Origin of the sequence: Synechococcus sp. CCY9201, from assembly GCF_034931105.1 — a bacterium.
Classification (GTDB): domain Bacteria; phylum Cyanobacteriota; class Cyanobacteriia; order PCC-6307; family Cyanobiaceae; genus CBW1002.
In genome coordinates, this window is sequence record NZ_JAYGIC010000096.1 from 1 (window position 1) to 26,068 (window position 26,068).

The 26,068-nt window shown below is 68.6% G+C and carries 26 protein-coding genes, 1 tRNA gene and 1 pseudogene; 15 read left to right on the forward strand and 13 right to left on the reverse strand.

Annotated elements, in window-relative coordinates; genetic code table 11:
- Positions 1–701, reverse strand: a 701-nt coding sequence (locus tag VB716_RS09695) for a histidine kinase dimerization/phospho-acceptor domain-containing protein (protein WP_323270331.1), incomplete at its 3' end; no start/stop codon positions are given.
- 421 nt (positions 702–1,122) lie between these two features.
- On the opposite strand from VB716_RS09695, the gene VB716_RS09700 reads away from it, so the two are divergent.
- Positions 1,123–1,494 (forward strand): DUF3155 domain-containing protein, encoded by a 372-nt coding sequence (locus VB716_RS09700; RefSeq protein WP_197157360.1) that lies wholly within the window; start codon positions 1,123–1,125, stop codon positions 1,492–1,494.
- A 154-nt stretch (positions 1,495–1,648) separates the two neighbouring features.
- Here VB716_RS09700 and VB716_RS09705 read toward each other — a convergent pair whose 3' ends face one another.
- Positions 1,649–2,299: an esterase gene (locus tag VB716_RS09705; protein WP_323270332.1), complete on the reverse strand. Its 651-nt coding sequence runs from the start codon at positions 2,297–2,299 to the stop codon at positions 1,649–1,651.
- 166 nt (positions 2,300–2,465) lie between these two features.
- On the opposite strand from VB716_RS09705, the gene purH reads away from it, so the two are divergent.
- Positions 2,466–4,049 (forward strand): bifunctional phosphoribosylaminoimidazolecarboxamide formyltransferase/IMP cyclohydrolase, encoded by a 1,584-nt coding sequence (gene purH, locus VB716_RS09710; protein ID WP_323270333.1) that lies wholly within the window; start codon positions 2,466–2,468, stop codon positions 4,047–4,049.
- Between the two features lie 64 nt (positions 4,050–4,113).
- Positions 4,114–4,584 carry a DUF4079 domain-containing protein gene (locus VB716_RS09715; RefSeq protein WP_323270334.1) on the forward strand — a complete coding sequence of 157 codons (471 nt, stop codon included), beginning with the start codon at positions 4,114–4,116 and terminating at the stop codon, positions 4,582–4,584.
- Between the two features lie 54 nt (positions 4,585–4,638).
- On the opposite strand, the gene VB716_RS09720 is transcribed toward VB716_RS09715, so the two are convergent.
- The 3 genes from VB716_RS09720 to sfsA form a co-directional block, all read right to left on the reverse strand.
- Positions 4,639–5,292, reverse strand: a complete 654-nt coding sequence (locus tag VB716_RS09720) for a DUF1997 domain-containing protein (RefSeq protein ID WP_323270335.1) — start codon at positions 5,290–5,292, stop codon at positions 4,639–4,641.
- A gap of 178 nt (positions 5,293–5,470) precedes the next feature.
- A complete protein-coding gene (locus VB716_RS09725; RefSeq protein ID WP_197158936.1) occupies positions 5,471–6,670 on the reverse strand; it encodes a 4-hydroxy-3-methylbut-2-enyl diphosphate reductase in 1,200 nt (399 codons plus the stop codon).
- 67 nt (positions 6,671–6,737) lie between these two features.
- A complete protein-coding gene (gene sfsA / locus VB716_RS09730) occupies positions 6,738–7,514 on the reverse strand; it encodes a DNA/RNA nuclease SfsA (RefSeq protein WP_322758890.1) in 777 nt (258 codons plus the stop codon).
- Between the two features lie 170 nt (positions 7,515–7,684).
- Between sfsA and murJ the strand changes: the two genes are divergently transcribed.
- Positions 7,685–9,301: a murein biosynthesis integral membrane protein MurJ gene (gene murJ, locus VB716_RS09735; protein ID WP_323270336.1), complete on the forward strand. Its 1,617-nt coding sequence runs from the start codon at positions 7,685–7,687 to the stop codon at positions 9,299–9,301.
- 49 nt (positions 9,302–9,350) lie between these two features.
- Here murJ and VB716_RS09740 read toward each other — a convergent pair whose 3' ends face one another.
- A complete protein-coding gene (locus tag VB716_RS09740; protein WP_323270337.1) occupies positions 9,351–9,881 on the reverse strand; it encodes a hypothetical protein in 531 nt (176 codons plus the stop codon).
- A gap of 88 nt (positions 9,882–9,969) precedes the next feature.
- On the opposite strand from VB716_RS09740, the gene VB716_RS09745 reads away from it, so the two are divergent.
- Genes VB716_RS09745 through VB716_RS09755 form a run of 3 tightly spaced genes read left to right on the forward strand, consistent with a single transcriptional unit; the run spans position 9,970 to position 10,808 of the window.
- On the forward strand, positions 9,970–10,254 hold the full coding sequence (locus tag VB716_RS09745) for a hypothetical protein (protein ID WP_322757757.1): 285 nt from the start codon (positions 9,970–9,972) through the stop codon (positions 10,252–10,254).
- Positions 10,255–10,288: 34 nt separating this feature from the next.
- The gene (locus VB716_RS09750; RefSeq protein ID WP_323270338.1) at positions 10,289–10,462 is read left to right on the forward strand and encodes a hypothetical protein; all 174 of its coding nucleotides are present in this window, start codon (positions 10,289–10,291) and stop codon (positions 10,460–10,462) included.
- Between the two features lie 31 nt (positions 10,463–10,493).
- Complete coding sequence (locus tag VB716_RS09755) at positions 10,494–10,808, forward strand: hypothetical protein (protein ID WP_197171637.1); 315 nt, start codon at positions 10,494–10,496, stop codon at positions 10,806–10,808.
- A gap of 184 nt (positions 10,809–10,992) precedes the next feature.
- Here the strand turns inward: VB716_RS09755 and VB716_RS09760 are convergent, their stop codons facing one another.
- From VB716_RS09760 to VB716_RS09770, 3 genes are read right to left on the reverse strand one after another with little or no spacing between them, the layout of a single operon-like run.
- Positions 10,993–11,259 (reverse strand): cytochrome-c oxidase, encoded by a 267-nt coding sequence (locus tag VB716_RS09760; protein WP_197157348.1) that lies wholly within the window; start codon positions 11,257–11,259, stop codon positions 10,993–10,995.
- Positions 11,260–11,301: 42 nt separating this feature from the next.
- A complete protein-coding gene (locus VB716_RS09765) occupies positions 11,302–11,589 on the reverse strand; it encodes a DUF3181 family protein (protein ID WP_197157346.1) in 288 nt (95 codons plus the stop codon).
- 58 nt (positions 11,590–11,647) lie between these two features.
- Positions 11,648–11,893, reverse strand: coding sequence for a hypothetical protein (locus VB716_RS09770; RefSeq protein ID WP_197157344.1), 246 nt, complete (start codon positions 11,891–11,893; stop codon positions 11,648–11,650).
- A gap of 201 nt (positions 11,894–12,094) precedes the next feature.
- Between VB716_RS09770 and VB716_RS09775 the strand changes: the two genes are divergently transcribed.
- The 4 genes from VB716_RS09775 (at position 12,095) to VB716_RS09790 (ending at position 16,110) form a co-directional block, all read left to right on the forward strand.
- Positions 12,095–12,168: transfer RNA gene (locus VB716_RS09775), tRNA-Arg, on the forward strand.
- 151 nt (positions 12,169–12,319) lie between these two features.
- On the forward strand, positions 12,320–13,606 hold the full coding sequence (glyA, locus tag VB716_RS09780; RefSeq protein ID WP_323270342.1) for a serine hydroxymethyltransferase: 1,287 nt from the start codon (positions 12,320–12,322) through the stop codon (positions 13,604–13,606).
- A gap of 67 nt (positions 13,607–13,673) precedes the next feature.
- Positions 13,674–14,816, forward strand: a complete 1,143-nt coding sequence (locus tag VB716_RS09785; protein ID WP_197157342.1) for an MraY family glycosyltransferase — start codon at positions 13,674–13,676, stop codon at positions 14,814–14,816.
- Complete coding sequence (locus tag VB716_RS09790) at positions 14,803–16,110, forward strand: competence/damage-inducible protein A (protein ID WP_197171638.1); 1,308 nt, start codon at positions 14,803–14,805, stop codon at positions 16,108–16,110. The genes VB716_RS09785 and VB716_RS09790 overlap by 14 nt, the downstream gene beginning before the upstream one ends.
- Here VB716_RS09790 and VB716_RS09795 read toward each other — a convergent pair.
- Positions 16,028–16,618, reverse strand: coding sequence for an antibiotic biosynthesis monooxygenase (locus tag VB716_RS09795; RefSeq protein WP_197157338.1), 591 nt, complete (start codon positions 16,616–16,618; stop codon positions 16,028–16,030). The genes VB716_RS09790 and VB716_RS09795 overlap by 83 nt on opposite strands.
- 88 nt (positions 16,619–16,706) lie before the next feature.
- Here VB716_RS09795 and VB716_RS09800 point away from each other — a divergent pair, with 88 nt between their 5' ends.
- The 3 genes from VB716_RS09800 to VB716_RS09810 all read left to right on the forward strand — a co-directional run bounded on the left by VB716_RS09800 (position 16,707) and on the right by VB716_RS09810 (position 19,885).
- Positions 16,707–17,534, forward strand: a complete 828-nt coding sequence (locus tag VB716_RS09800; protein WP_197157336.1) for a trimeric intracellular cation channel family protein — start codon at positions 16,707–16,709, stop codon at positions 17,532–17,534.
- Between the two features lie 51 nt (positions 17,535–17,585).
- Positions 17,586–19,043, forward strand: a complete 1,458-nt coding sequence (gene leuC, locus VB716_RS09805; RefSeq protein ID WP_197157334.1) for a 3-isopropylmalate dehydratase large subunit — start codon at positions 17,586–17,588, stop codon at positions 19,041–19,043.
- A 182-nt stretch (positions 19,044–19,225) separates the two neighbouring features.
- Complete coding sequence (locus VB716_RS09810; RefSeq protein WP_323270339.1) at positions 19,226–19,885, forward strand: 3-isopropylmalate dehydratase small subunit; 660 nt, start codon at positions 19,226–19,228, stop codon at positions 19,883–19,885.
- 81 nt (positions 19,886–19,966) lie between these two features.
- On the opposite strand, the gene VB716_RS09815 is transcribed toward VB716_RS09810, so the two are convergent.
- The 3 genes from VB716_RS09815 to VB716_RS09825 form a co-directional block, all read right to left on the reverse strand.
- Positions 19,967–20,902: a J domain-containing protein gene (locus VB716_RS09815; protein ID WP_323270340.1), complete on the reverse strand. Its 936-nt coding sequence runs from the start codon at positions 20,900–20,902 to the stop codon at positions 19,967–19,969.
- Positions 20,903–20,955: 53 nt separating this feature from the next.
- On the reverse strand, positions 20,956–24,093 hold the full coding sequence (locus tag VB716_RS09820; RefSeq protein ID WP_323270341.1) for a DUF3769 domain-containing protein: 3,138 nt from the start codon (positions 24,091–24,093) through the stop codon (positions 20,956–20,958).
- Between the two features lie 104 nt (positions 24,094–24,197).
- Positions 24,198–24,317 carry a photosystem II reaction center protein I gene (locus VB716_RS09825; protein WP_006172424.1) on the reverse strand — a complete coding sequence of 40 codons (120 nt, stop codon included), beginning with the start codon at positions 24,315–24,317 and terminating at the stop codon, positions 24,198–24,200.
- Positions 24,318–24,441: 124 nt separating this feature from the next.
- Here VB716_RS09825 and VB716_RS09830 point away from each other — a divergent pair.
- Positions 24,442–26,068 (forward strand): annotated as a pseudogene (locus VB716_RS09830) (alpha-mannosidase); the annotation flags it as partial.

Consider the following 26,068-nt stretch of genomic DNA (forward strand, 5'->3'; position numbering starts at 1 on the left):
GCCGCAGTGGCGGCGGCCCGCTGCAGAAGCGGCTCCAGGACCTCCTCCAGCGGCTGGCCTTCCGGTCCGGCGAGCACCGGCGGCAGCAGCAGGGGCGTGGTGCCGCTGCTGCCCGTCAGGGCCTCCGGCGGCGCCAGGGCACTGATGGCTTCCACATAGCGGTTCAGCTGGCGTTCCTCCGCCAGCAGTCCGTCCACCAGGGGACGGCTGCTGCTGTCCTGCTCAAGCCGGCGCCGCAGCAGCTGCGCGAAGGTGCGCAGGGCGGCGAGGGGATTGCGCAGCTGATGGATCAGCAGCCGCAGCTGTTCGTCCTGGCGCTGCTGGCGCTGCAGGAGATGTTGCCGTTCCAGATCGATCCGCAGGGCCTCGGTGAGGCAGTGGGCCACCGCCTCGAGCCGCTCCACCAGCGGCATCGGCCAGCTGAGGCTGCGACTCTCCACCTGCAGGGCCCCCAGCAGGGCCCGGTCGTGGCGCAGGGGCAACCAGCGGCGGCCTTCGGCGGGCATCTGCAGGGTGCGATCCGAGGCCACCGCCGGCAGTGCTCGGCCATCACGGGGCCATTGGCCCACCGGCATCAGGCTGAGGCGTCCGTCTGCCCCAGGCAGGGCCAGATACACCACCACAGACTTCAGGTCTTCGCGGTCGGCGAACTGGGCCAGCTGGCTGGTCAGCAGGGCCAGAAACCGCTCGGAGACCTGCATCAGCAGAGACGGCGAGGGGGTTCGCGGAAGAAGTCCGGGGAGGGCGTTGAAAATCCCAGAAAAAGTCTTAAGATCCTGGTATCGACCAATACTTCCCAGTCCGCGAGCGGACGGTAAGTCGCAGTCGTCACGGCCAACATGTTGCGCTTCTCCGCAAATGAGGCTACAGCAGAGCCAGGTTCGCCTCCCTCTCCTGGTCTGAGCTCCGCCGCCGCGGGTTCAGGCGTTGTTGATGACGCGGCCACCGCAGGCGTTTTCCCGAAAACGTCTGCGGTGATCCGTTCCGGACGACAGACGTTTGGGCGTCTTCCGTGGCTTCTTTGCTGGAGCCGCGGATGACACGGTTCAGCTCGGCTTGCCGGCTGAATCTGTCGTCCCTCCTTCCCTCCTCTCTCAGCCTCCCGCCCGCGGGAGCCGTGTCATGTCGAAAAAGCGCAAGCGGATCAGCCGTCGCCGCCTCGCCGGCCAGCGTGTTCTGGCCCATGTCTCCACCCACAACCTCGAAACCGGCTCCCACAAGCCGGTCACCGCGGCGCGTCGCTACATCGCCGAAGTGGGACTGGAAGCTCCGGCCATCCTCAACGTGCGTCGCAACGAGCACACCACGGACCGCTTCTTCTGGGGTGAGAAGGGCCTGTTCAGCGCTCAGTACGCCGAAGAGAACCACTTCCTCTTCCCTTCCCTGCGTCTGATTGTCGATCAGATCGGCGAGGAGGTGCTGTTCGAAGGTCTGGAAGCCATGGCCTCGGACGACTGGGAGGAAATGGAGGAATACGAGTACGCCTTCGTTTGAGGGCGGCAGCGGAACGGAGCCAGCGGCCACGGCACCGTCACGGGTCGCTGGACTCGCTGGCTCCTGCATCACGATCCCTGGCGCTCATCACGTCCTGCATCGCGTTCTGAATCTCAGGGGGGGCTGAAGGTCACCCAAGATCAGGCATGCCTCATCAGCCAGCTGTCGAGGCTTGCAGGTGCTGGGCCAGAAAGGCTCGGATCCGCGGCAGCAGGTCTTCATCGATCGTGTGGCCGCCGGCGAAAGCCAGGCGTTGCACCGGATGTTGTGCCTGTGCAACGCCGGTGAGCTGGCGCTCCAGCTTGAGGCTGGCCGCGAAGGGCACCACCGGGTCCTGTTCGCCATGGGTGAGCAGCACAGCCATGTGCAGAGGGCCTGGCTGCCAGCCGGGATGGGGGTAGCCGCTGCAGCTCACCAGCGCCGCCAGTGGCAGCCCCTCGCTGTCAGCGCTGGTGCCCACATCGATCGCCATGGCGGCTCCCTGGGAGAAGCCCAGCAGCGCCGTGTTCGCCAGGGGAACACTGGTCGCCAGTTGCTCGAGCCGCTGGCGCAGATCCCGGCGGGCCTGGGGCAACTGCGGCCATTCCGGCTGCTGCAGGTCGTACCACTGCCGCCCCTGGCCGGCGGGATGGGGATCGGGCGCCCGCAGTGCCACCACGCTCACCTCCGGGCCCACCAGCAACGCGCCCAGATCGAGCAGGTCGTCGGCATCGGCCCCCCAGCCATGCAGCAGCACCAGCCGCGTGGCCGCCTGGTCCGGGCCGAGGCGGATCTGCTCAGGGTCCGGGGAGAAGGGGCTGGTCATGGCGTCGACGGCAGGAGCGTTCCAATCATGCGGAGAGGCCCTGCATGGCTGTCTGCACCATGCAGGGGCCGCAGGACTGGACCAAGCGATAGCGGGGCCGTGGCACCGGTGGAGCAGCCCAGGGTCTGCTGCGTAGGTTGGGCCTTACGCCCCCTCATCTGCCGCCATGGCGCCCACGGCCCTCCTGAGTGTGTCCGACAAGCGGGATCTGGTGCCCCTGGCTCAGGGCCTGCTGCTGGCCGGCTACCGGCTGATCTCCAGCGGCGGCACCGCCGCGGCCCTGGCCGCCGCTGGCCTGAGCGTCACCAAGGTGGCTGAGCACACCGGAGCTCCCGAGATCCTCGGCGGCCGGGTCAAGACACTGCATCCCCGCATCCATGGCGGCATCCTGGCCCGCCGCTCCGAGGCCTCGCATCTTGCCGACCTGGCCGCCCAGGACATCGAGGCCATCGATGTGGTGGTGGTGAACCTCTATCCCTTCCGCGAAACCGTGGCCGATCCGGCCGTGGCCTTTGAGACGGCGATCGAGAACATCGACATCGGGGGGCCGGCGATGGTGCGCGCCGCTGCCAAGAACCACGACGACGTGGCGGTGCTGACCGATCCGGACCAGTACCCCAGCTTCCTGGAAGCCCTGGCCGCCGGCCGGGTGGACCGGGCCCTTCGCCGCCAGCTGGCCCTGGCGGCCTACCGCCACACCGCTGCCTACGACGCCGCCATCAGCACCTGGCTGGCGGAGCGTCTGGCGGCTGAGCAGCCTGCGGCAGCGACCTCCGGCACGAGCGAGTCTGCGGTGGCCGCGCCCCTGCGACTGGACCTGCCAGCGCGCCAGAGCCTCCGTTACGGCGAGAATCCTCACCAACGTGCCACCTGGTACAGCGCGCCTGCCGCCGGCTGGGGCGCGGCAAGCCAGCTGCAGGGCAAGGAACTCAGTTACAACAACCTCATCGACCTGGAGGCCGCTCTGGCCACCGTGCGGGAGTTCGGCTACGGCGAGCAGCGCCAGCAGCCGGCGGCGGTGGTGGTGAAGCACACCAATCCCTGCGGCGTCGCCACCGGCAACAGCAGCGCCGAGGCCCTGCTGCGCGCCCTGGATGCGGATCGGGTGTCGGCCTTCGGCGGCATCGTGGCGCTGAACGGCCCGGTGGATGGCGCGGCAGCGGCCCATCTCACCGGCCTGTTCCTGGAGTGCGTGGTGGCACCGGCCTACGACGCCGACGCCCGCGCCGCCCTGGCGGCCAAGGCCAACCTGCGCTTGCTGGAGCTCAGCCCAGCCGCCATCGCCGCTGCGCCGCACCAGCAGTTGCGCAGCGTGCTCGGTGGCGTGCTGCTCCAGGCGTTCGATGATCAGCCCGTGGAGGAAGACGCCTGGCAGGTGGTGAGCCGCCGCCAGCCCACGGAGGCGGAGCTTGACGACCTGCGCTTCGCCTGGCGGGTGGTGCGCCATGTGCGCTCCAATGCCATCAGCGTCGCCCGTGGCGGCCAGAGCCTCGGCATCGGTGCCGGTCAGATGAACCGGGTGGGATCGGCGCGGCTGGCCCTGGAGGCGGCCGGCGAACGGGCCCAGGGTGCGGTGCTCGCCAGTGATGGCTTCTTCCCCTTCGACGACACGGTGCGGCTGGCCGCGGCCCACGGCATCAGCGCCGTGATCCAGCCGGGCGGCAGCGTGCGCGATGGCGACTCGATCAGCGCCTGCGATGACCTCGGCCTGGCGATGGTCTGCACCGGCCGGCGCCACTTCCTGCACTGAGTTGGCGGTGAGTTGTAGCTTCGCTGCCATCCCCCGAGCCGCCCCTGAGCGGCCGAATCCCGCCATGCCCATCGCCCTTCCCAGCTCCCTGGCCTTCGGCCTCAACTTCCTGCATCCCCTGATGATGTGGGGGCTGCTGGCCCTCTCGGGCTACGCCATGCTGCTCGGCATCAAGGCCAAGAAGACCCGCACCGCCGCGGCCGAAGATCGCAAGGAGCTGATCAAGGGGCAGTTCGCCCGGCGCCACTACCAGCTCGGCAGCATCGTGCTGGCGGTGATGGTGCTGGGCACCTTCGGCGGCATGGCCGTCACCTACCTCAACAACGGCAAGCTGTTCGTGGGGCCGCACCTGCTGGTGGGCATCGCCATGACCTCCCTGATCGCCCTGGCTTCGGCGCTCTCGCCGCTGATGCAGCAGGGCAATCTGATCGCCCGCAAGGTGCACGTGGGTCTGAACATGAGCGTGATGACCCTGTTCCTCTGGCAGGCGTTGAGCGGCATGCAGATCGTCAACAAGATCTGGACCAGCCGCTGAGACGGATCCAGATCCTGCAGGCCCAGCCCGATTCTGAGCCGGTGAGGTGCCGCCTCAGAACTGGGCGCGGCGCCGCGGCGGACAGGCGAGCCCGTGGGTGGCGTGGAAATCCTCCTGCACCTTCCAGGTGAGGCGACGTGAGATCTGCCGCACGATCTGGCGGAGCAGATGGTCACCGCTGCTCTGCACCAGTGAGTCCGGCAGCAGGGTGATCACCTTGGGCAACCGGATCCAGACGCTCAGATCCAGCTCCCAGCGCACCAGGGTGAGTGGACCGTCTTCCTCGTTCTCTGGCGTGGTTTCATCAAGCCGCAGGGCGGCGTTGAAGTCGACGTCGTAGAGGCCCTCCAGCCCTGTTCCGGCCATCACCTGCGGTGGCAAGGTCACGATCCGGTAGACGCCTTCAGCCTGGGGGAGCAGTTCCAGGCCGATCGTGGGCTCCACCTCAAAGCCGAAATTGCCGAAACGCCCCAGGGTGAGCACATAGCCGTTGCTGCCATGGGGCTGAACGGTCATCGGGGCGGCGCAGCGCCGGAACCAGCCTTCGTGGCGATCCAGGTAGCGGCCCACCTGCTCGGCAGGAGCCCGCATTTCCATCAGGTCGGCGAAGGTGGAGGCATAGCGCCACACCCGATCATCGTCGCCATCCCGCAAGCTCACCTCTGGGGCCATCGGCTCGAAACCCTCGGCGGCAGCGGCGTCGCTCATGGGGTTGGAGTGGAGATCGCTCAGGGCGGTCGTCGTCAAAGCGGGACAGGCAACGGACGAAGCGGCAGCCCCACCGGCCAAGCCATCAAACAATGTAAAGGAATCCTTGCCATCGAGGCCCTTCTGCGGTGGTTCCCCGATTTCAGAGGCAGCGGGAGAGCGCGGTCTATCGGGTGATTCAGGAGGTCAGGCCGATCAGCCGCTCGATCACGTCTTCCACCACCCGGTCCGGCGTGGAGGCGCCTGAGGTGATGCCCACCCGGATCGGCCCGTCCGGGAGGAAGGGATCTTCCACCGCCAGCTCGGCGCCGAGGGGCATGTGCTCGATCCGGTTGCCCGGTCCGATCCGCTCGGGGGTGTCGATGTGGAAGGAGCGGATGCCGCGGCTGACCGCGATCTCCTGCAGGTGGGTGGTGTTGGAGGAGTTGTAGCCGCCGATCACCACCATCAGATCGAGGGGCTCATCCACCAGGGAGAACATCGCGTCCTGCCGTTCCTGGGTGGCGTCACAGATGGTGTTGAAGGCCAGAAAATGCTCGTTCAGTTCCACCGGACCGAAGCGCTCCAGCATGGTGCGCTCCACCAGGCGGCCGATCTCCTCGGTTTCGCTCTTGAGCATGGTGGTCTGGTTGGCCACGCCCACCCGGAACAGGTCACGGTCGGGATCGAAGCCGGGGGAACAGGCCTTGGCGAAGCGGGCCATGAAGGCGTCGCGGTCGGCGGTGCCGCGGCCGAGGATGTAATCGCAGACCATCTGGGCCTCGGCCAGGTCGAGCACCACCAGGTAGGTGCCCGCAAAGGAGCTGGTGGCGAGGGTCTCCTCGTGTTTCACCTTGCCGTGGATGATCGAGGTGAAGGCGTGCTTCTTGTGCTTCTCCACCGTGTTCCACACCTTCGAGACCCAGGGACAGGTGGTGTCCACGATGTGGCAGCCGCGCTCGTTGAGCAGCTGCATCTCCTGCACGGTGGCGCCGAAGGCGGGCAGGATCACCACGTCGCCACGGGCCACGTCGGAGAAGTCCTTGACGCCACCCTCGACCGGGATGAACAGCACGTTCATCTGCCGCAGGTGATCGTTCACCGAGGGGTTGTGGATGATCTCGTTGGTGATCCAGATCCGTTCGCTTGGGTAATGGCGCCGGGTCTCGTAGGCCATGGCCACGGCCCGCTCCACCCCCCAGCAGAAACCGAAGGCTTCGGCCAGCCGCACCGTCAGGCGGCCGCGTTGCAGGGTGTGGCCGTTCTCGCGCAGGGTGGCGATCAGATCGCTCTGGTAAGCCGTCTGCAGGCTGCCGGCCACCTCCTCGCCGAGGCCGAAGCCGCGGCGGTTGTAACGCTCCGAGTGATGCAGCGAGCGTTTGAAGGCGCGGGTATCCACAGCGGCCTGGCACGGGTTGGGCAACTCTATGGGGGGTGCCGCGGCTGGTGGGGCCGGCAGCGGGGCCTCACCCCCCGTCGTCGCTGTGGGGCTGTACCGCAGCCAGGCCGCGCCAGCGCACCCCATCGGCCTGCACGTCGTAGATGCAGGGCAGCACCTCCACTCCCGCCGCCAGGGCCTGGCGGAACAGCTCGCCGTAGCGGGGATCGGCTGAATCACCCGGCGCGAAGCGACGCACGTCGGAGCGGCTCAGGCAGGGCAGCAGCACGGCCCGCGCCTCGGGCAGCACCCCGATCAGTTCCTCGAGGTGCTTCTGACCCCGCTCGGTCACGGTGTCGGGGAAGAGGGCCAGATCGCCGCGGGTCCAGGTGGTGTTCTTCACTTCCAGGTAGATCGGGCGGGGATCGGCGCTGCCCTCGGTCGGGGTGAGCAGCAGGTCGATGCGGCTGCGCCGCCCCTGGCCATAGGGAACCTCGGCCCGTACCGATGCGATCGGCCCCAGCCAGGGCTCCAGCAGGCCCGCTTCGATCGTGGCCCGCACCAGGCGGTTGGGCAGGGCCGTGTTGATGCCCACCCAGAGCGGCGTCCCCTCGGCCCCCGGCACCTCGGCCTGCTCCCAGGTCCAGGCGAGCTTGCGACTGGGGGAGGGGGCGTAGCGCAGCCGCACCCGGCCACCGGGATGCAGCACGCCGGTCATCGGGCCGGTGTTGGCGCAGTGGGCCGTGACCACGGTGCCGTCGTCGAGCTGCACGTCCGCCAGGAAGCGCTTGTAGCGCTTGAGCAGCACCCCCTGCCGCAGGCCCTCGAAGGGCAGCACCAGTTGATCCAGGCCCCGTGTTGGCAAGGCGGGCGACAGGCCAGGCGGCGTGGCCTGCGACACCGATTGCTTCGAAGCCAAGGGTTGCGCCGCCACTACCGGGATTCTGTGCCGGCCCCGTCGCCGGCGCGGTCAGGGGGGGCGGCACAGGACAGCGGTGGAGAATCCCCCGCAGTTCTGGCCCTGGATCGAACCGGATGGCGAAATCCCTGCGCCGCATCGCCCTGATCGTGGCCGTGGCCACAGGCCTGAGCAAAGTGGCCGGGCTGGTGAGGCAGCAGGTCATCGCCGCAGCCTTCGGCGTGGGGGCCGCCTACGACGCCTACAACTACGCCTATGTGCTGCCCGGCTTCCTGCTGATCCTGCTGGGGGGCATCAACGGGCCTTTTCACAGCGCCATGGTGAGCGTGCTGGCGCGTCGACCCCGCCAGGAGGGCGCCCACGTGCTGGCGGCGATGAACACCCTGGTGGGCGTCGGACTGCTGGGGGTGACCCTGATTCTGGTGATCGCGGCCAATCCCTTGATCGACCTCGTCGGGCCGGGCCTGGAGGCCACCCGCCACGACATCGCCGTGCAGCAGCTGCGCTGGATGGCGCCGATGGCCCTGTTCGCCGGTCTGATCGGCCTTGGCTTCGGCGCCCTGAACGCCGCCGATGAATTCTGGCTGCCGGCGGTGAGTCCGCTGCTCTCCAGCGTGGCCGTGATCGGTGGCATCGGCCTGCTCTGGTGGCAGCTGGGGGCGGCAATCACCCTGCCGGCCACGGCCCTGATCGGCGGCATCGTGCTGGCGGGCAGCACCACGCTGGGGGCGGTGTTGCAGTGGCTGATTCAGCTGCCTGCCCTGGCCCGCCAGGGCCTGGGCCACTTCCGCCTGGTGTGGGACTGGCGCGATCCGGGCGTCCGCGAGGTGCTCCAGGTGATGGGGCCGGCGACGCTCTCCTCGGGAATGCTGCAGATCAATGTGTTCACCGATCTGTTCTTCGCCTCCGGGATCGTGGGGGCTGCAGCGGGTCTGGGGTACGCCAACCTGCTGGTGCAGACGCCCCTGGGCCTGCTCTCCAACGCCCTGCTGGTGCCGCTGCTGCCGGTGTTCGCCCGGCTCACCGCTCCCGCTGATCGGCCTGAGCTGATCGCCCGCATCCGCCAGGGTCTGATGCTCTCCAACGCCAGCATGCTGCCGATGGGGGCGCTGATGGTGGCCCTGGCCGGGCCGATCGTGGCGTTGATCTACGAGCGTGGCGCCTTCGATGCCAGCGCCGCCGCCCTGGTGGGTGGACTCCTGATGGCCTACGGCGTGGGCATGCCGGCCTATCTGGCCCGCGATGTGCTGGTGCGGGTGTTTTATGCCCTGGGCGACGGCACCACGCCGTTCCGCTTCTCGATGGCCGGCATTGGCCTCAATGTGGCGTTCGACTGGCTTCTGGTGGGTGGCCCCAGCCCCTGGGGTCTGCAGCTGCCGGCCCTCAACTTCGGGGCACCGGGCCTGGTGCTCGCCACGGTGGCGGTGAATCTGATCACCTGCGCCGGCCTGCTGCTGGCCCTGCAGGCACGGCTGGGGGCGATGCCGCTGCGCCTCTGGGCGCGAGACACCCTGCTGCTGCTGCTGGCGGCCCTGGCTGCTGCACTGGTGGCCTGGGCCCTGTCGGTGTGGGTGGCCTGGCCGGCGGGCCTGTTGGGACGCCTGCTGCAGACCAGTCTCTGCGCCGGGCTGGGGCTTGCGATCTATGGACTCGCTGCCAGTGCCGCCGGGGTGCCGGAGGCGCGCCAGATGCAGCGGCAATTGCTGGCACGCCTGCCCGGCGGGGGCCGTTAAGCGTTCGCTGAAAAAAAACGCCAGCTCCGCGCCTGACTCTGGTCAGGGATTACTTGCGACGAATCGGGCCGGAAGTCTGGGCGTCGGAATCAAACCAACGGCTCTCATTCCTGATCTTTGGATCGCCTTGAATCGTGAAGGTGATGAAGCCGGTTTTGAACACCAGGGCCCCATCACTGAGCTTGCTGGCCACAGGTTTGCCGTTGATAACCACCTGATTCTTGTTGTCGATTTGGATGGTGGCGACAGTCTGTCCAGTTCCGCTGTTCTTGGCGACCCAGCGACCGGCGTAGGTCGATGCTGTGGCAGCCGGTGCCGTTCCGAAGCCCGCTTTGGCGTTTTCGGCCTTGGTCTTGTTGATGTCGCAACCTTGCATTTCCGTGACCTGGGTGCAGCCTGATTGTTCGAGCTTCTTCGCATACGCCGGGTCCATCGCATGGGAGGCAAGCGGAAGCAGAACGGCTATGGCGGCGACGCTGCAGACGACACGATGGTTTGTGCGGTTCATTCGGAGCTTCTGCGCGTTGCGCGACACAATGTTGTGACCGGAGGCGTTGAGCGCCGCGGGCACGGTTGCCATTCTGACGGACTGAATTGTTAGTCTGTCATGGCCTCTGCTGTCCGTCTGCCGCCGCGGCTCCGGCAACGGCCTTCAAGATCCCGACGCCATGGATCTGCTCGTGTCGCTGTTCGTTGGCAAGCCCCAGGCCATTCTGCTGGTGGCCGTGGTCTTCATCGCGGTTGATCTTGCCCTGCGGTTCCGCTGGCCCGGTCTTGCCCGCCATCCTGGCGCGCTGCGGATCGGGGCCATCGCCTGGGGGGTTTATGCCGGCTGGGAATGGCTGGTGCAACTGAGAACGCCGGAGGCGAACATCAGGGTCGATCTCCTGCTGATCTGGCCCGCGTTGATGATCCTCTCGGCCTGGGCGCTCCTGCGCACATTGCGAGCGTGAGCGCTGCCGCCTTTCGGATCTGCTGTTCCGCGCAGTGCTTCTTCTCTCGCTGGGTGGAATGGGTCTTCTGGGACTGGACAGCTATCGCTTCCACACGGTGCCCGAGCACAGGCAGGTGCAGTGCATGACGATCATCCTGGTGCCGATGCTGCAATCGACCCTTGCGATCGCGATCGGTCTGATGCTGCAGGCCAGTCGGATCGTGTGACACTGACTGAAGCTCCTGGCCCACATACCGCATGATCCGCTCCGCACTCGCCGCGCTGGCCGTCGTCGTCAGCACCACCCCGGCCTTGGCCGACTCGACAGTGGCGTATTGCGAGATGGTTCGCGACAACGGCGAAATGCTCAAAGGACGCTGTATCTGGTCTCAGATGCAGGGCAATGTCTACATCAACGATTTCAATCATTATGCCTTTGCCTTTCCTGCCGCTGAGCAGGGCAAGACCTATGAACGCACCAACCGTGAGGGTGCAGGTCCCTCCTTCAAGCGCCCTGGCTACGTTATCAATGTGTACTGGGACAAGCCGGCCCGTGAGCCTGGCGGTTTCTGAGGGGGTCTCCAGTTCCCCGGCTTCGGTGGTGCATGAGGGCGGTTTCAGCTGGGAGAGGCGGCCTGTTTGTAGGGCTGTTGGCCGGGTGTTGGTCCGGACGTCCCAAGGCTCCCTGGGGCTGATCACCGCACGAGCAGTGTGATCACGCTTGCCGCACAATGCCTCTTGCGAAAACGCTTGGCCCTCATTCTGGATCCGGCAGTCGCACCTGCCGCTCCTCGCGTACGTGCAGGGGGATCTCGAGGCGGGAGCGCCCCACCATCTGGGGCCCGTCGATCGAGAAGATGCGCGCCTCGATGCCGAATTCCTTGAAGGCGCTCTCCAGTTCCTGGATCAGCACCTTCTCCACCTGGGCCTCGGCATCCACCACCTTGCCGATCAGGCGGCTTCCGAGGCGGCCGATGCGCTGCCGCACCACGTCGCGGGCGTTGGTGACCTCAATGACCAGCACGTCCCGTCCGCAGGAGCGGCAACCCTATCGGCCTCGGCTGGATCAGCCAAACTCCTGCAGCACGTCTTCCAGGTCGCGCAGCTGGCCGGGGGGGATCAGGCGGGCCAGGGGCAGGCGGGTGCTGCCGCCGCCGATCGGTACCTGCACGGCCTCCAGGGCCTGACGGGCACAGACGCCGGGTCCCTGCTCCAGCCGGGCCACGCATTCGATCGCCAGGGTCTCGGCCAGGCCCGCATCGCCCAGATAGAGGTGCCAGCCGGCCACCTGCAGGTAGAGCCGATCGGCCAGGGCCTCAGTCAGCTGTCGGATCGTGGCGGCGTCCATGCCCATGGCGGTGTCCGGAATCGGTGGGGGGATCTGAAGCAGGTGGAGCAGCAGCCGGGTCCGCTCAGGCCGGATCCTGGCGGGGCGGGCGCAGGGCGATCACCACGCCGCCGTGCACCAGCAGCATGGCTCCCCAGGTGAGGGTCACCAGGTCGAGGTGGCTGAAGGGATGGCGCAGCTCCTGCAGGAACCAGAGGCCGCTGTTCACCGCCGCGAACACGGCGCCGTGCAGGGTGAGATTCACGATCCGCTCGAAATGGCGGTAGGTGGGGTCACCCGGGTCGGCGGGGCCGTACCAGCGGATCGGCATGGGTCTGGGGGAGGGCGAGGTTCCGCCGCGGCGGGTCGGAACGGGATGGCCCGATTCTGGGGGGCGCCCTTGCATTCCGCTCCGGCGCCGCGGCGGGGCCGCTGGTTGGGGGCGGCTGCTGGAGGCGGTTGGTTGGAGACGGTTGGATGAGGCCGGTTGGTTGACGGAGGGGCCCCCCGTGCGGTCAAAATGCCTGTACACGCGCTTGTAGCTCAGCGGATTAGAGCATCTGACTACGGATCAGAGGGTCGGGAGTTCGAATCTCTCCAGGCGCGCTTCTTCACCGTCCCAAAGGGGCGGTTTTTTTTGGCCGGCCTCCGCGCCTGGCTTGGTGAGGGTCTGTCGCGCCAGGACTGCCGCTGCAGGTTTGTGACGGCAGACGAACCCCTCCGTTTCATTACGATGAGCAACCCCCGCATCCGGCCCATGGCGGACACCTCGGCAGCGCTCAACCAGCCCCTGGTCGCCGGGGATCCGGCCGTGGCGGCCCTGATCGGCAAGGAGCTCCAGCGCCAGCAGACCCATCTGGAGCTGATCGCTTCGGAGAACTTCGCCTCCCGCGCTGTGATGGAGGCCCAGGGCTCGGTGCTCACCAACAAGTACGCCGAGGGGCTGCCCCATAAGCGCTACTACGGCGGCTGCGAGCACGTCGACGCGATCGAGGAGCTGGCGATCGAGCGGGCCAAGCAACTGTTCGGTGCCGCCTGGGCCAACGTGCAGCCCCACAGCGGCGCCCAGGCCAACTTCGCTGTCTTCCTGGCCCTGCTCCAGCCCGGCGACACGATCCTGGGTATGGACCTGAGCCATGGCGGCCACCTCACCCACGGCTCGCCGGTGAATGTGAGTGGCAAATGGTTCAAGGCGGTGCACTACGGCGTGGATCCCGAGACCCAGCAGCTCAACTACGACACGATCCGCACCCTGGCGCTGCAGCACCGGCCGAAACTGATCGTCTGCGGCTACTCCGCCTACCCCCGCACGATCGACTTCGCCGCCTTCCGCGCCATCGCCGATGAGGTGGGTGCCTGGCTGCTGGCGGATATGGCCCACATCGCCGGGCTGGTGGCGGCCGGCGTGCATCCCAGCCCGGTGCCCCATTGCCATGTGGTCACCACCACCACCCACAAGACCCTGCGCGGTCCGCGGGGCGGCCTGATCCTCACGGGCGATGCCGAATTCGGCCGCCAGTTCGACAAGGCCGTGTTCCCCGGCAGCCAGGGCGGCCCGCTGGAGCATGTGATCGCCGCCAAGGCGGTGGCCTTCGGTGAGGCGCTGCAGCCCGAGTTCACCACCTACAGCCAGCAGGTGATCGCCAATGCCCAGGCCCTGGCGGAGCGCGTCCTCGAACGTGGCATCGATGTGGTGAGCGGCGGCACCGACAACCATCTGGTCCTGCTGGACCTGCGCAGCATCGGCATGACCGGCAAGGTGGCCGATCTGCTGGTCAGTGACGTGCACATCACAGCCAACAAGAACACCGTGCCCTTCGACCCCCAGTCCCCCTTCGTGACCAGTGGCCTGCGGCTCGGCACCGCCGCCTGCACCACCCGAGGCTTCGATCAGGAGGCCTTCCGGGAGGTGGCTGATGTGATCGCTGATCGTCTGCTCAGTCCGGAGGATGGCGTCATCGAGCAGCGCTGCCGCGACCGGGTGGCCGCGCTCTGCGATCGCTTCCCCCTCTACGCTTCCGAGCGTCAGCTGCAGCACGCCTGAGCAGGCTCTGAGTCCATAAGGTGGCCCGCGAAGGCCCGCTCCTGGCACCCCCACCGGCCCCGTTGCTGTGACCCTCGCCTACAGCCCCAACGCGGCGGCCCTGCTCACCTTCTTCGCCGCGTCGGTGCTCACGGCTCTGATCGTGCCCGTTGTGCGGCGTCTGGGTCTGCGCTGGGGGCTCACCGATCAGCCTGATCCCCGCAAGCAGCACACCACGCCGATGGTGCGCCTCGGCGGCATCGGCATCGTGGCTGGCTTCAGCCTCGGGCTCATGCTCACCTGGGCCTTCGGTGGCTTCGCCGAGTTGCCCGTCAGCAAGGACACGGCGATTTGGACCACCCTGGCCGGCTCGCTCTGCTTCTTCGTGATCGGCCTGGCGGACGATCTCTTCGCTCTGCCGCCCCTGCCGCGTCTGGTCGGTCAGGTGGCCGTGGCCACGGTGGTCTGGGGTGAAGGGGTGCGGATCGGCACGATCGAGCTGCCCTTTTCCTTCGGCGATGCCCTGGCGCCGGTGCTGGTGCTGCCCGAACCGCTGAGCCTTTTGGCCACCGTGATCTGGCTGGTGGGGATCACCAATGCGATCAACTGGCTGGATGGCCTCGACGGCCTGGCAGCCGGGGTGAGTGGCATCGCCGCCGTGGGCCTGCTCTCGGTCAGCTTCAGCCTGCATCAGCCGGCGGCGGGCCTGCTGGCTGCGGCCCTGGCGGGGGCCTGCCTGGGCTTTCTGCGCCACAACTTCAACCCCGCCCGCATCTTCATGGGCGATGGCGGCTCCTACTTCCTCGGTTTCGCCCTGGCGGCGATCAGCATCGTGGGCCCGGCCAAGGGCCTCACCAGCGTCAGCCTGCTGCTGCCTCTGCTGATCCTGTCCCTGCCGCTGGCCGACATGTCGGCCGTGATCATGGGACGCCTCAGCGAGGGGCATTCGCCCTTCTATCCCGATCGTCGCCATCTGCACCACCGCCTGCTCAGGGCCGGCTTCAGCCATCGCCGCACCGTGGTGCTGATCTATGCGTTCACCCAGTGGCTGGCTTCCCTGGCCCTGGTGCTGGCCAATGCCGAACTGCGCTTCCTCTGGCTGGCCCTGGCCACCGCGATCCTGATCGGGGTGGTGGTGGCCAGCCGCCGCCTGCAGGAGGAACCGTGGGATGGGGCGGAGCCGGGCGAGCCCTCCTCTCTCCCCGAACGTCCTTCCCATGGCCAGCGCTGAGGTTCTCTGCGTCGGGACCGAGCTGCTGCTCGGCAACATCACCAACGGCAATGCCCGCTGGCTGGCCGAAGCCCTGGCCGGCCTGGGAATCCCCCACTTCCGCCAGGGGGTGGTGGGTGACAACAGCGAGCGCCTGATCGCTGCCGTGCAGGAGGCGGCGGGTCGCTGCCGGTTGTTGATCACCACCGGAGGTCTCGGTCCCACCCCCGACGACCTCACCACCGCCGCCATCGCCGCCGCCTTCGGAGCACCGCTGATGGAGCATCCCGAGGTCTGGGATGACATCCAGGCCAAAGTGGCCGCCCGTGGTCGGCCCCTGTCGGACAGCCTGCGACGCCAGGCCCTGCTGCCCGAGGGGGCAGCTGTGCTGCCCAATCCCACCGGCACTGCGCCGGGGATGATCTGGACCCCCGATCCGGCCGGGCTGCCGTTCCCCGTACAGCCGGGTTTCACGCTGCTCACCTTCCCGGGTGTGCCAAGCGAGCTCCACGCAATGTGGCAGCAGACCGCCGTTCCCTGGTTGCGGCAGGAGGGCCTGGCCGCCGGGGTGTTCGCCAGCCGGCTGCTGCGCTTCTGGGGGATCGGTGAATCCACGCTGGCCGAGCAGGTGCACGACCTGCTGGCCCTGGAGAACCCCACGGTGGCCCCCTACGCCGGCACCGGTGAGGTGAAGCTGCGGATCACGGCCTGCGCTGCCACGGCCAGCGAAGCCGAAGCCCTGCTGGCGCCGGTGGAGGCGGAGTTGCGTCAACGCACCAGCACCCTGTGCTATGGCGCCGACAGCGACAGCCTCGCCTCGGTGGTGCTGGCTCTGCTCCGCAGCCGCGGCGAGACCCTGGCCGTGGCTGAATCCTGTACAGGCGGCGGGATCGGCGCGGCCCTGGCGGCGGTGCCGGGGGCGTCTGAGGCCTTCCTGGGTGGGGTGATCGCCTACGCCAATCGCGTCAAGCAGGACCTGCTCACGGTGCCCGCCGCCACGCTGGAGGGTGATGGGGCGGTGAGCGATCCGGTGGCGATCGCCATGGCCGAGGGGGTGCGCCGCATCACCGGGGCCACCTGGGCCATTGCCGTGAGCGGCATCGCCGGTCCGGGCGGCGGCAGCGTCGACAAGCCCGTGGGCCTGGTCCACATCGCCGTGGCCGGACCGGATGGCAGCAGCAGCGAGGGGGTGCGGTTCGGCGCCAGCCGCGGCCGCGGCTGGATCCAGGCGCTCACCGCCGGCGAGGCCCTGAATCGTCTGCGGCTGCGGCTGGAGCTGCCCGGGGATAGAGCCAGCGCTTCAGCAGGCGCGTGAGCCGGGGCATGACGCCGTAGGTGAGCAGCAGCACGGTGAGGCCGCTGGTGATCAGCAGGGCCAGCCAGGCCGGCAGGGGATGGAGCAGCGGGGCCAGCACCTGGCTCAGCAGGCGGATCAAGGTGTACACGGCCACCCAGGTGACCAGGGCCATCTTGTGGCGCGACGGTGGTGGCAGCACCTCCCCCGGCAGCGAGAACCAGGCCTCCAGCCCCGAGATGTGTCGGACCTGGGGATCGCTCGCCACCAGCGGCTCGGCCCGCTCGATCCAGCGCCGGCGCGCCTCGGAGGTCATCCAGGCGCGGAAGTGGTCGTCGGTGTCGAAGCGGAAGATCACCACGTACTCCGGCCGCACCCCGGGCTGGGGCCGGATGACGTGGGTTCCCATGTGGCCAGTCCAGGCGCTGCTCTCGCGGATGATCCCGCTGATCCAGGCCTCGTAGTCGTTCTCCCGACCGGGCCGCACCCGCTGGGCGATCACGGTGGTGATGGGGTCCTGCGGCTGCACCGGCAGGCGGCTCCGATGACCAGTTGAATGGCGGCACCGTACCGCGACAGACTGGCCCGCAACTGCTCTGCGAGCCCTTGGAGCGTTGATGGACAGTCCTTCGCCGCGCTGGGTCCGCTGGCGGCATGGATGGGCCCCCTGGGCCCTGCTGCTGCTGTTGCTGCTGCTGGTGGCGCTGATTCTGCTGACGCTGCAGGGTGAGGCCCAGGTGCCGCTCGGGCCGGAGGGCCGCAGCCACATCCAGCGGCTGGCCCAGGTCCGCCGCTACCGGCATTTCGATCTGATCGGCACCGCTGCCTTTGCCCTCGCCGGTTTTCTGCGGGCACTGCAACGTCGCTACGACCTCTGGGGCACCTTTGTGCTCACGCTCCTGCCGGCCGTGGGCGGTGGCGTGATCCGGGATCTGCTGATCGGCGGTGATCGCCTGCCGCTGGGTCTCTTCCGTGAGCCCGTCTATCTCGTGATCGTGCTGATGGTGCTGCTGCTGGGCACCGTTCTGTCCAACCTGATCAGCCCCAGCCGGCTGGCGTCGCCGGTCTGGGGTGCGGTCTTCACGGTGTGCGACAGCATCGGCCTGGCCACCTTTGCCGTGATCGGCACCCGGGTGGCATTGCTGGCCCAGCTCGACTGGTGGTGGCTGCCCCTGTCGGCGGCCCTCACCTGTTCTGGCGGCGGGGTGATCATGGATGTGGTGAGTGGCCGCGAACCGCGCAGCTTCCAGGGTGAGCCCTACGAAGAGCTGGCGATCCTCGGCAGCCTGGTGCTGATCCTGCTCTGGTCCTTCGCCGGCCGCTTCGAGCCGCTCACCTGGCCGATCACCGCGGCGATGGGATGCACCTGGTGGCTGGTGTTCCTGTTGCGGTTGCTGGTGGTGCGCTTCGGCTGGCGTTCCTGGCGCCTGGGGCCGGCCCGTTGATCTCGCACCCGCCCGTCTTAGGCTGGACTTTCGATGGAAACAGGCACACCCTTGAGCGCCGGCACCCTCTACGACAAGGTCTGGACCCTGCACCAGGTCGCCGAGCTGCCCGGTGGTTCCACCCAGCTGTTCATCGGTCTGCATCTGATTCATGAGGTGACCAGCCCGCAGGCCTTCGCCGCCTTGCGGGATCTCGGTCTGGGCGTGCGCCATCCGGAGCGCACCGTCGCCACGGTGGATCACATCGTGCCCACCACCTCCCAGGCGCGGCCCTTCGCCGATCCGCTGGCCGAGGAGATGCTCGCCACGCTCGAGCGCAACTGCGCCGAGCACGGCATCACCCTGCACGGCCTCGGCAGCGGCCGCCAGGGGATCGTGCACGTGATCGCTCCGGAGCTGGGTCTCACCCAGCCCGGCATGACCGTCGCCTGCGGCGACTCCCACACCTCCACCCACGGCGCCTTCGGGGCGATCGCCTTCGGGATCGGCACCAGCCAGGTGCGCGATGTGCTGGCCAGTCAGAGCCTGGCGATGGGCAAGCTCAAGGTGCGCCGGATCTGGGTGGACGGAGCCCTGCAGAACGGTGTGTACGCCAAGGATCTGGTGCTCCACATCATCCGCAGCCTCGGCGTCAAGGGCGGCGTGGGCTACGCCTATGAATTCGCCGGTCCGGCGATCGCGGCGCTCTCGATGGAGGAGCGCATGACCCTCTGCAACATGGCGATCGAGGGCGGCGCCCGCTGCGGCTACGTCAACCCCGACGCCACCACCTTCGCCTACCTCCAGGGCCGTCCCTGCGCCCCGAGCGGCGAAGCCTGGGATCGGGCCGTGGCCTGGTGGAGCTCCCTGGCCAGCGGCCCTGATGCCGTCTTCGACGACGAGGTGCGCTTCGATGCCACCAGCATCGCCCCCACGGTCACCTGGGGGATCACGCCGGGCCAGGGCATCGGCGTGGATGAAGCGGTGCCCACCCTGGAGCAGACCGAACCCGACGAACGCCCCCTGGCGCAGGAGGCCTACCGCTACATGGACCTCACCCCCGGCGCCCCGATCGCAGGCCTGCCGGTGGATGTGTGCTTCATCGGCAGCTGCACCAACGGTCGCCTCAGTGATCTGCAGGCTGCCGCCGCGGTGGCGAAGGGACGCCACGTGGCCCCCGGCATCAAGGCCTTCGTGGTGCCCGGCTCCGAGCAGGTGGCCGCCGCAGCCGAGGCCGAGGGCCTCGATCGGGTGTTCCGCGAGGCTGGCTTCGAGTGGCGCGAGCCCGGCTGCTCGATGTGCCTGGCCATGAACCCCGACCGGCTGGAGGGCCGCCAGATCAGCGCCAGCTCCAGTAACCGCAACTTCAAGGGGCGCCAGGGCTCGGCCTCCGGGCGCACCCTGCTGATGAGCCCGGCGATGGTGGCCGCTGCCGCCATCAGCGGCCAGGTGAGCGATGTGCGCACCCTGCTGGACACGGCCGGCACCAAGGCGCCGGATCGGGCACCGGTTCCGGCGGCCGCGGGCTGAGGTGATCCGGCCGGAGTGCTGCCGCGCCGGCCCGCTCCAGCCGCCTCCCCTGCTGCCGCTGGCCGTTCTCCTGTCCCTGCCGCTGCCCCTGCGCCGCACCGTTCCGCCTTCCCCTGTCCCCAGGCCTCTGGCGGGCACCCTTGTTCCGTCCTGTTCCGCTTTCGCTCGCTTCGCCTGCCGCCATGACCAGCATCAGTGCCCCCTTCCCCTTCGGAGCAATCGCCTCGGTGGTCGGCACCGCCGTGGCGGTGCGCGGCGACGACATCGACACCGACCGGATCATCCCGGCCCGCTTCCTCAAGTGCGTCACCTTCGAGGGTCTGGGTGAGCAGGCCTTCGCGGACGACCGCGTCGAGCTCAAGGGTGCCCATCCCTTCGATCGCCCCGAGCACCAGGGGGCCACGGTGCTGGTGGTGAACCGCAACTTCGGTTGTGGCTCCAGCCGTGAGCATGCTCCCCAGTCGCTGATGCGCTGGGGGATCCGGGCCGTGATCGGTGAGAGCTTCGCCGAAATCTTCTACGGCAACTGTCTGGCCCTGGGGATTCCCTGCCTCAGCGTCAGCCACGCCGATGCCCTGGCCCTGCAGGCCGCGATCGAGGCCAATCCAGGCGCGAGCGTCGTGGTGGACCTCGACACCCTGAGGGTCAGACTGAACGCAGCTGCCGACTCCGCTGCGGTGATCTCGGAAGGCGCTTCCTGGCCCCTCACCCTGGCCGATGGACCCCGCCGCATGCTGCTCAGCGGCCAGTGGGATGCCACCTCCCAGCTGCTCGCCCACGATGACCAGCTGCGGGCCACCGCAGCCCGGCTCCCTTATCTCACGTCCTTCTCGGCGGCCTGAGCGCCCCTGGTTCCGCGAGACGTCTCTGCATCCCGAGCCGTTGATGCTCAGTGGGCCGGTGGTGTTCAGGCGATCAGCAGTTCAGGCGATCAGCAGCTGATAGGCGGCATGAATCCGCTGGAAGGACGCGGCGTTGCCGCCCCGATCGGGGTGATGGGTCTTCACGAGACGGCGGTGGGCCTGCTTCACCGCTTCGCGGCTGGCACCCCACCTCAGCCCCAGCAGATCCAGGGCCTCAGCCCTCTGCCGATCCATGCCGACCCGGTTCTCCGCCGGTGGCCTGTGCGTCTGTCTCTGCTCTTCCTGGTGCCGCTGTTGCTTCTGCTTGGTCTGCGTTTGCTGCTGCTGCCGCGCGTTCTGTTTCTGCCTTCGCGTCTGTTCCTGTTTGTCCTCCTGCCGCTGCCTCTGCGTGTGCTGCTGCGCTTGCTGCTCTGTGCGCGCGGCGGCCTCCAACCTGGTGATCCGATCCAGGAGGTCGTCCACCACCCGCATCGGGGCTTCGTTGAGCCACTCCGGCGCGCGCACGCCGTAAAGCGCGAAGGTAGCCTTCACCGCCAGTCGGGCCTTGGTCTGGGGCCCGCGCAGGGCCTGGCGCAGCTCGGTGCCGAGCCCGGGCGAGCGGCGATTGAGCTCCTGCTCCAGATCGGCGCGGGGAGCCTGCCCGTGGCGGCGACGCTCCTCGATCAGGCCCCTCAGGCCGCTGAACACCAGGGTGTCGGCCTGGCGCAGAGAGGTCCCGACGCGCAGCGCGCTCCAGCGGGGATGGTCTGCCATGGCCTCGCCCCAGCGCCGCACCTGCTCCACCGTGATGCGGGGTGATGGGCCGGTGGTCTCCTCCGGGCGGGATGGCTTCACGCCGGAGCGGAATCCCCGGGTCTGGAGCTGGGCGAGCTGCTGGCGCAGCTGCATCACCTCCTGCCGCAGGGCCTCGTTCTCAGCCAGCAGGGAGTCGATATTGCAGGTGACCTGACGGCCCGGAGATGGTGTGCGGGCCCAGCTGCGTGGATCGAAGCCCATGGGTCAGGGTTCGTGGGGGCGGTGCAGACGGGATTCGAGCAGTGCGGACGGGCTCAGAAGGGTCTGCGCGGAATGGCCTGGGCTGGATGGAAGGGCACGAAGGGGGTGCCGGGGCCCTTGAAATTGAAGTCGTTCAGCTTCACCCGGATGCCGCCCAGCTGTTCGTAGGGGCTGTAGAACACGCCGATCTCATAGGCCCGCCGCTGCCAGCGCAGTTCCACGTAGGAACCGGTGACATCGCCGTAGAACTCAGAGTTGGGGTCCACGTTGAGGCCGATGCCGCCACTGAGCACCAGCGGACCCACCAGCTGCTGGGTGAGGCCCACGCCCAGGGTGCCCAGGTCCACGGCCCGATCGAAGCTCAGGGGGCTCACCCCCTCCCGCAGGGTGCCGCCGCCGGTGATCGAGAACACGGTGTAATCGAGGAAGGGCTTGCTGAAGTGCCCCAGGGTGAACGTGGGGCCGCCGGAGAGGGACAGGGTGTTCTGGTTGGTGCCGTCGCCGAAGTAGGCCACCGTGCCCGTCAGGTTGGCGTTCAGCCGCACGCCCGGCACCACGGGCGTGGCGGAGTAGGGGTTGGCCTGACCCTCCAGCGGCCCCGGGGGCAGGGGCTTGCCGGTCCAGAGGGGCAGGCTGGCGTTGATGGCCACGATGGCGTTGCCGCGCCAGAGATCCAGCAGGTTGCTGCTCTGGAAGGCATTGGCCTGGTAGCGGCCCACGCCGAAGCGCCAGAAGTAGTTGCCGCTCAACTGTCCCCAGGCGGGCAGCTTGCCCTTGTCCTCCAGGGAGATGCCGTAGGCGCTGTAGATGTCCTGCTCGCCGAGGGAGCCGTTCCAGACGCGGTAGCGGTAGGCGCCGAACAGCCGCAGGGTTCCTTTCCCCACCAGCGGCAGGTCAAGCTTGCGGCTCAGGTCCCCCCAGCTGCGGGTGCCGTCGGGGATGTTCTCCGGGTTGAAGGTGGACATGTCGAGGTTGGCGTTCACCCCGAAGCCGAGCAGCTTGCTTTCGAGCTGGGCCTCGAGGCCGAACATGTCGGCGCCGGTGATCCCCTGCTCCTGGGGGGAGGCGCCGGCTGGCTCACCGGGCAGGGGATAGCTGTCGGTGCGGCCTTCGATCGCCCGCTGCACCAGGAACTGGGGCTGAAGTGTCAGGGTGGTGTCCGTGCCGATCTCCAGCGGCCGGATCTTGTAGCCGATGAAGAAGCCGTCGCGATCCTCGCCGTCGTTGCCGAGTACCCAGCGGTTCTGCACCTCCTCCTGCTTCTGGATCCGGGTCTCGCGGGTCACCGGGATCGGCAGCCGGTCTTCCAGGATCAGCCGGTTGCGGCCCGCGCGGATCAGGGTGTCGCCGTTCGGCTGCAGCGTGGCCACCACCTGCTCGGAATCCAGCCAGTTCTGGGCCGGCGTGTAGGGGTCGTTGGTGAAGGAGGCCCGGTCGGCCCGCAGTTCGCCGGGGGCCAGGCGCACCTGCTTGGCCTGGAAGCGCCAGCGCGTGATCGTGCCGGTCACCAGCTGGCGGTTGCTGCGTGCGTTGAGATCCTGAAGCTGCGGAGGACGGACGGCGCCGAAGTCGTTGCTCAGCTGGGTCGTGCCCTCGCTGTCGGTGTCGCCGAAGGAGCGGCGCCGCTGCGCCGTGAAGCTCTGCTGGAACTGCACCTCGCTGACGCGCTGATCGATCCCGGCGATCACCTGGCGCCGCTCTGCCTCCCGTTGCCGTGCCTCCTGCCAGACATTGGCCGGCGCCTTTCGGCGCACAGGCGTGGAGGGAGGGCCTTCGGGCTCGCTGGTCCCCACATCCTTGACCTGGGTGGGGCCCATGGCCACGTCTTCCAGGCTTTCGGCCAGGCTGGGCGATTGATCGCCAGTGGGTGGAGCGCTGCCCGGGCAGCCCAGGGAGGGCGGCATCGGCACATCCAACCGGGCGAACTGGCGGGAGGGATCCCGCTGGCCGAAGCGATAGCGGAAGCCCAGCAGGTAGGCGTTGCTGCCCTCCTTGACGCCGCTGTAGGTGCCGTAGGCGCCGGAGCGGTGATGGATCCGCCCCACCACCGACCATTGGGGATGGACGAGGGCCTCTGCCTCGAAGGCGAGGTAGTTGAGGAACTGGGCGAAGTTCTCGCGGAAGGTCTTCTCGTAGTTGCTGACGCTGGTGTTGAAGCTCACCCCTTCCACGAAGTAGAGGTTCAGCCAGGGCCGCAGCCAGAAGCGCAGGCCGATGCCGGCTGTGATCTCGCCGAAGCTCTGGGAGGGCGTATCGGCGAAGGGCACGGCCTGGTTGAAGCCGCCGCCGGGCTGCTGGGCGGCGCGGTGGCCCATCAGGTTGGTGTCCAGCTCGAGGGCCAGCGGGCCGCCATCCAGGAGGCGCCGCTGCAGCCCCAGGCCCATCAGGTACTCGGGCCGCCAGTTGCCCTGAAAGACAAAGGTGTCGCCGAAGTTGGCATCCACCATCTGGCCGCCCCAGGCGGTCACGGCCCAGGGGTAGGGATGCCAGTCCGGCAGCGGCGGCATCTGGGGCGTGCAGCTCACCGGCTCCGGCGGTGGCAAGGGTGCAGCCGGAGCCGTTTCCAGGTCGAGATCCTGCTGGGTGCTGTCGAGATCGAGAACGCCGTAGACGTCCTCCAGATCGCCGACCAGCTCCAGCAGGTTGTATCGCAGCCGGCTGGCCTGCAGATACTGCTGTCCTCGCTGGAAGCGAACGCTGCCGATCGCGTAGAGAGTGCGGCCGTCGATGTCGTATTCGATCCGATCGGCGAGCACCCGTCCTCCGGCGATCAGGGCGCTGGCGTTGCCGATCGCCACGAAGCGGTTCAGCCGGGAGTCGTAACCCTGTTCATTGGCGCTTACCTGCAGCTCGAGGGGAGGCTCCTGTTCGGCACCGGCGGGGCCGTCGATGCGAGCGGGTCTGGGGGCGGCCGCGTCGGGAGGCGCACCGATTGCCTGGGCGGCGGGAGCCAGGGAGGCGGCAGGATCCCGAGCGGCAGAGGACTCTTCGGGATCGCCAGGCAGGCCGGTGGTGGATGGTTCGGAGGACTGCCCAACCGGTGCGGCCGGAAGTGCCAGAGGCTCGGCGGGCAGCGGCGGGCTCGCTGCTGGTTCAGCGGCCAGGGCGGCGGGTAGGCCGGCACTCAGCCACAGAACCACCGCACCGCTGGCGCCACGGGCCCATTGCACTGGCCGGGGGGTGGGCGCCACGGGGTGATGCGAAACGGGGCAGATCCTGACACGGGAGACTGGCCGCTCAGGCTTCGCGGCGGCCGGTTGGTGTCACGGCAGGAGGAGCGGCCCCAGGGCTCGGGTCAATCCTCGAGGTCCTTGCGGCTGGGGGTACGGCTGGGATCGCTCGCCAGGAAACCGAACACGAAGATCCCGATGAAGAAGAAAACGACGGAGTAAACCGAGATCTTGAGGGCGAGCATGGTCTGACCTGCTGGGGCAGGGGCGAGGGAGACAACGGGTGACAGGGAGTGACAGGCTCCGGGAGGTGCCTCGCAGGCCCTGCGGCAGCCGCATCATCCTATGGGTCCTGGCCGGCCATCCAAAATGCCCGAGGGCCCTGAGCAACAGGAATCCCCCCGGATTGAAACGTTTCAGTCATGTTCGCGCCTGGAGCTTCAGCCCCTCTGGCTCTGCCCCTGGCCCGATGGCTCGGAAGCTCCGGCCCTGGCCCACCCGTGGGCGCCGCAGGCCCGGCCCGACTGGACAGCCCGCGGCCTGATCGTCTGGCCGCGGGGCCAGCAGTGGTGGCGGCTGCGGCTGCGCCTGAGCTGTCCTTCCGCCTGGGTTGACCTGGCTGGGGCGGCGGAGGCCCGTCTGGTGCTGCGCTGGTGGGCCGATCGCGCCGAGCTGTGGGTGAACGGCACATGCCGGCACCGCGGTGATCTGTTCGACACCGCCTGTCGCTGGCTTCTGCCGCGCTCCTGGTGGCAGGGCGAGCCGCTGGAGCTGGAGTTGCGGCTGCGCAGCCCCCTCCACGACGACGGCGCCCTGATGCACAGCCGCCTTGAACTCGAACCGACCGACCCGGCCGATCCCCAGGGGCTGCTTGCCGAGACGGCCGCCGCTCTGGTGAAGCTGCGCCAGGGGCGGACGCTGCCGCTTGCCGCCCCAGTCTCCCTGGAGCCAGGCCAGCCGGGGTTTCATGTGCTCGGCCATGCCCACCTCGACCTGGCCTGGCTGTGGCCCGTGGCGGACACCTGGCAGGCGGCCGAGCGCACCTTCGCCTCGGCCCTGGATCTGATGCAGCGCTTCCCGCAGCTGCATTTCGGCCATTCCACCCCGGCGCTCTACGCCTGGTTGGAGCGGCACCGCCCGGCCCTGTTCGAGCGCATCCGCGCCGCCATGCGGGCCGGTCGCTGGGAGCCGCTCAACGGTCCCTGGGTCGAGACCGATTGCGTGCTGGTGAGCACGGCCTCCCTGCTGCGCCAGTTCCAGGAGGGGCAGCACTACAGCCAGGCCGCGTTCCCCGAGTGGGAGCACAGCCTCGCCTGGTTGCCGGACAGCTTCGGCTTCGGGGCCGGTCTGCCGGCGGTGGCGGCCGCCACCGGAGTGCGCTGGTTCTGCACCCACAAGCTCGCCTGGAATGCCTCCACTCCCTTCCCCCACCGACTGTTCCGCTGGCGCAGCCGCGGCAGTGGTGAGGTCCTGGCGCTGATGACGGCGCCGATCGGCACCGATGGCGATCCGGAGGCGATGGAGCGCTACCGGCTGGAGTGGCAGCAGGCCAGTGGCCACGCGACCGCCCTGTGGCTGCCGGGGGTGGGTGACCACGGCGGCGGCCCCACCGCCGAGATGCTCGAGCAGCTGGCCCTCTGGCAAGCCCAGCCCGAGGCGGCGCCCCAGCGCCACGGCAGCCTGCGCCAGTACCTGGCGGATCTGGCGCCGTTGGCGCCGACGCTGCCGGTGTGGCGCGACGAGCTCTACCTGGAGCTGCACCGTGGCTGCCCCACCAGCCGGCCAGACCAGAAGCGCCACAACCGCAGTCTGGAGCGCCTGCTGCGGGAGGCGGAGCTGGCCCAGGCGCTGCTGCAGGGTGGCAAGGCAGACGGAGTTCAGACCGAACGAAGCCAGCTGGCGGGGGCCGAAACGGACCTGCCGGACTGGCGCGACCTGCTGTTTCAGCAATTTCACGACATCCTTCCCGGCAGCTCGATCCCGGAGGTGTTCGAGC

Coding starts and splice junctions, on each gene's coding strand:
- VB716_RS09700 (WP_197157360.1), top strand. CDS start 1,123: ATGTCGAAAAAGCGCAAGCGGATCAGCCGTCGCCGCCTCGCCGGCCAG.
- VB716_RS09705 (WP_323270332.1), bottom strand. CDS start 2,299: ATGACCAGCCCCTTCTCCCCGGACCCTGAGCAGATCCGCCTCGGCCCG.
- purH (WP_323270333.1), top strand. CDS start 2,466: ATGGCGCCCACGGCCCTCCTGAGTGTGTCCGACAAGCGGGATCTGGTG.
- VB716_RS09715 (WP_323270334.1), top strand. CDS start 4,114: ATGCCCATCGCCCTTCCCAGCTCCCTGGCCTTCGGCCTCAACTTCCTG.
- VB716_RS09720 (WP_323270335.1), bottom strand. CDS start 5,292: ATGAGCGACGCCGCTGCCGCCGAGGGTTTCGAGCCGATGGCCCCAGAG.
- murJ (WP_323270336.1), top strand. CDS start 7,685: ATGGCGAAATCCCTGCGCCGCATCGCCCTGATCGTGGCCGTGGCCACA.
- VB716_RS09740 (WP_323270337.1), bottom strand. CDS start 9,881: ATGGCAACCGTGCCCGCGGCGCTCAACGCCTCCGGTCACAACATTGTG.
- VB716_RS09745 (WP_322757757.1), top strand. CDS start 9,970: ATGGATCTGCTCGTGTCGCTGTTCGTTGGCAAGCCCCAGGCCATTCTG.
- VB716_RS09755 (WP_197171637.1), top strand. CDS start 10,494: ATGATCCGCTCCGCACTCGCCGCGCTGGCCGTCGTCGTCAGCACCACC.
- VB716_RS09765 (WP_197157346.1), bottom strand. CDS start 11,589: ATGGGCATGGACGCCGCCACGATCCGACAGCTGACTGAGGCCCTGGCC.
- VB716_RS09770 (WP_197157344.1), bottom strand. CDS start 11,893: ATGCCGATCCGCTGGTACGGCCCCGCCGACCCGGGTGACCCCACCTAC.
- glyA (WP_323270342.1), top strand. CDS start 12,320: ATGGCGGACACCTCGGCAGCGCTCAACCAGCCCCTGGTCGCCGGGGAT.
- VB716_RS09790 (WP_197171638.1), top strand. CDS start 14,803: ATGGCCAGCGCTGAGGTTCTCTGCGTCGGGACCGAGCTGCTGCTCGGC.
- VB716_RS09800 (WP_197157336.1), top strand. CDS start 16,707: ATGGACAGTCCTTCGCCGCGCTGGGTCCGCTGGCGGCATGGATGGGCC.
- VB716_RS09810 (WP_323270339.1), top strand. CDS start 19,226: ATGACCAGCATCAGTGCCCCCTTCCCCTTCGGAGCAATCGCCTCGGTG.
- VB716_RS09815 (WP_323270340.1), bottom strand. CDS start 20,902: ATGGGCTTCGATCCACGCAGCTGGGCCCGCACACCATCTCCGGGCCGT.
- VB716_RS09825 (WP_006172424.1), bottom strand. CDS start 24,317: ATGCTCGCCCTCAAGATCTCGGTTTACTCCGTCGTTTTCTTCTTCATC.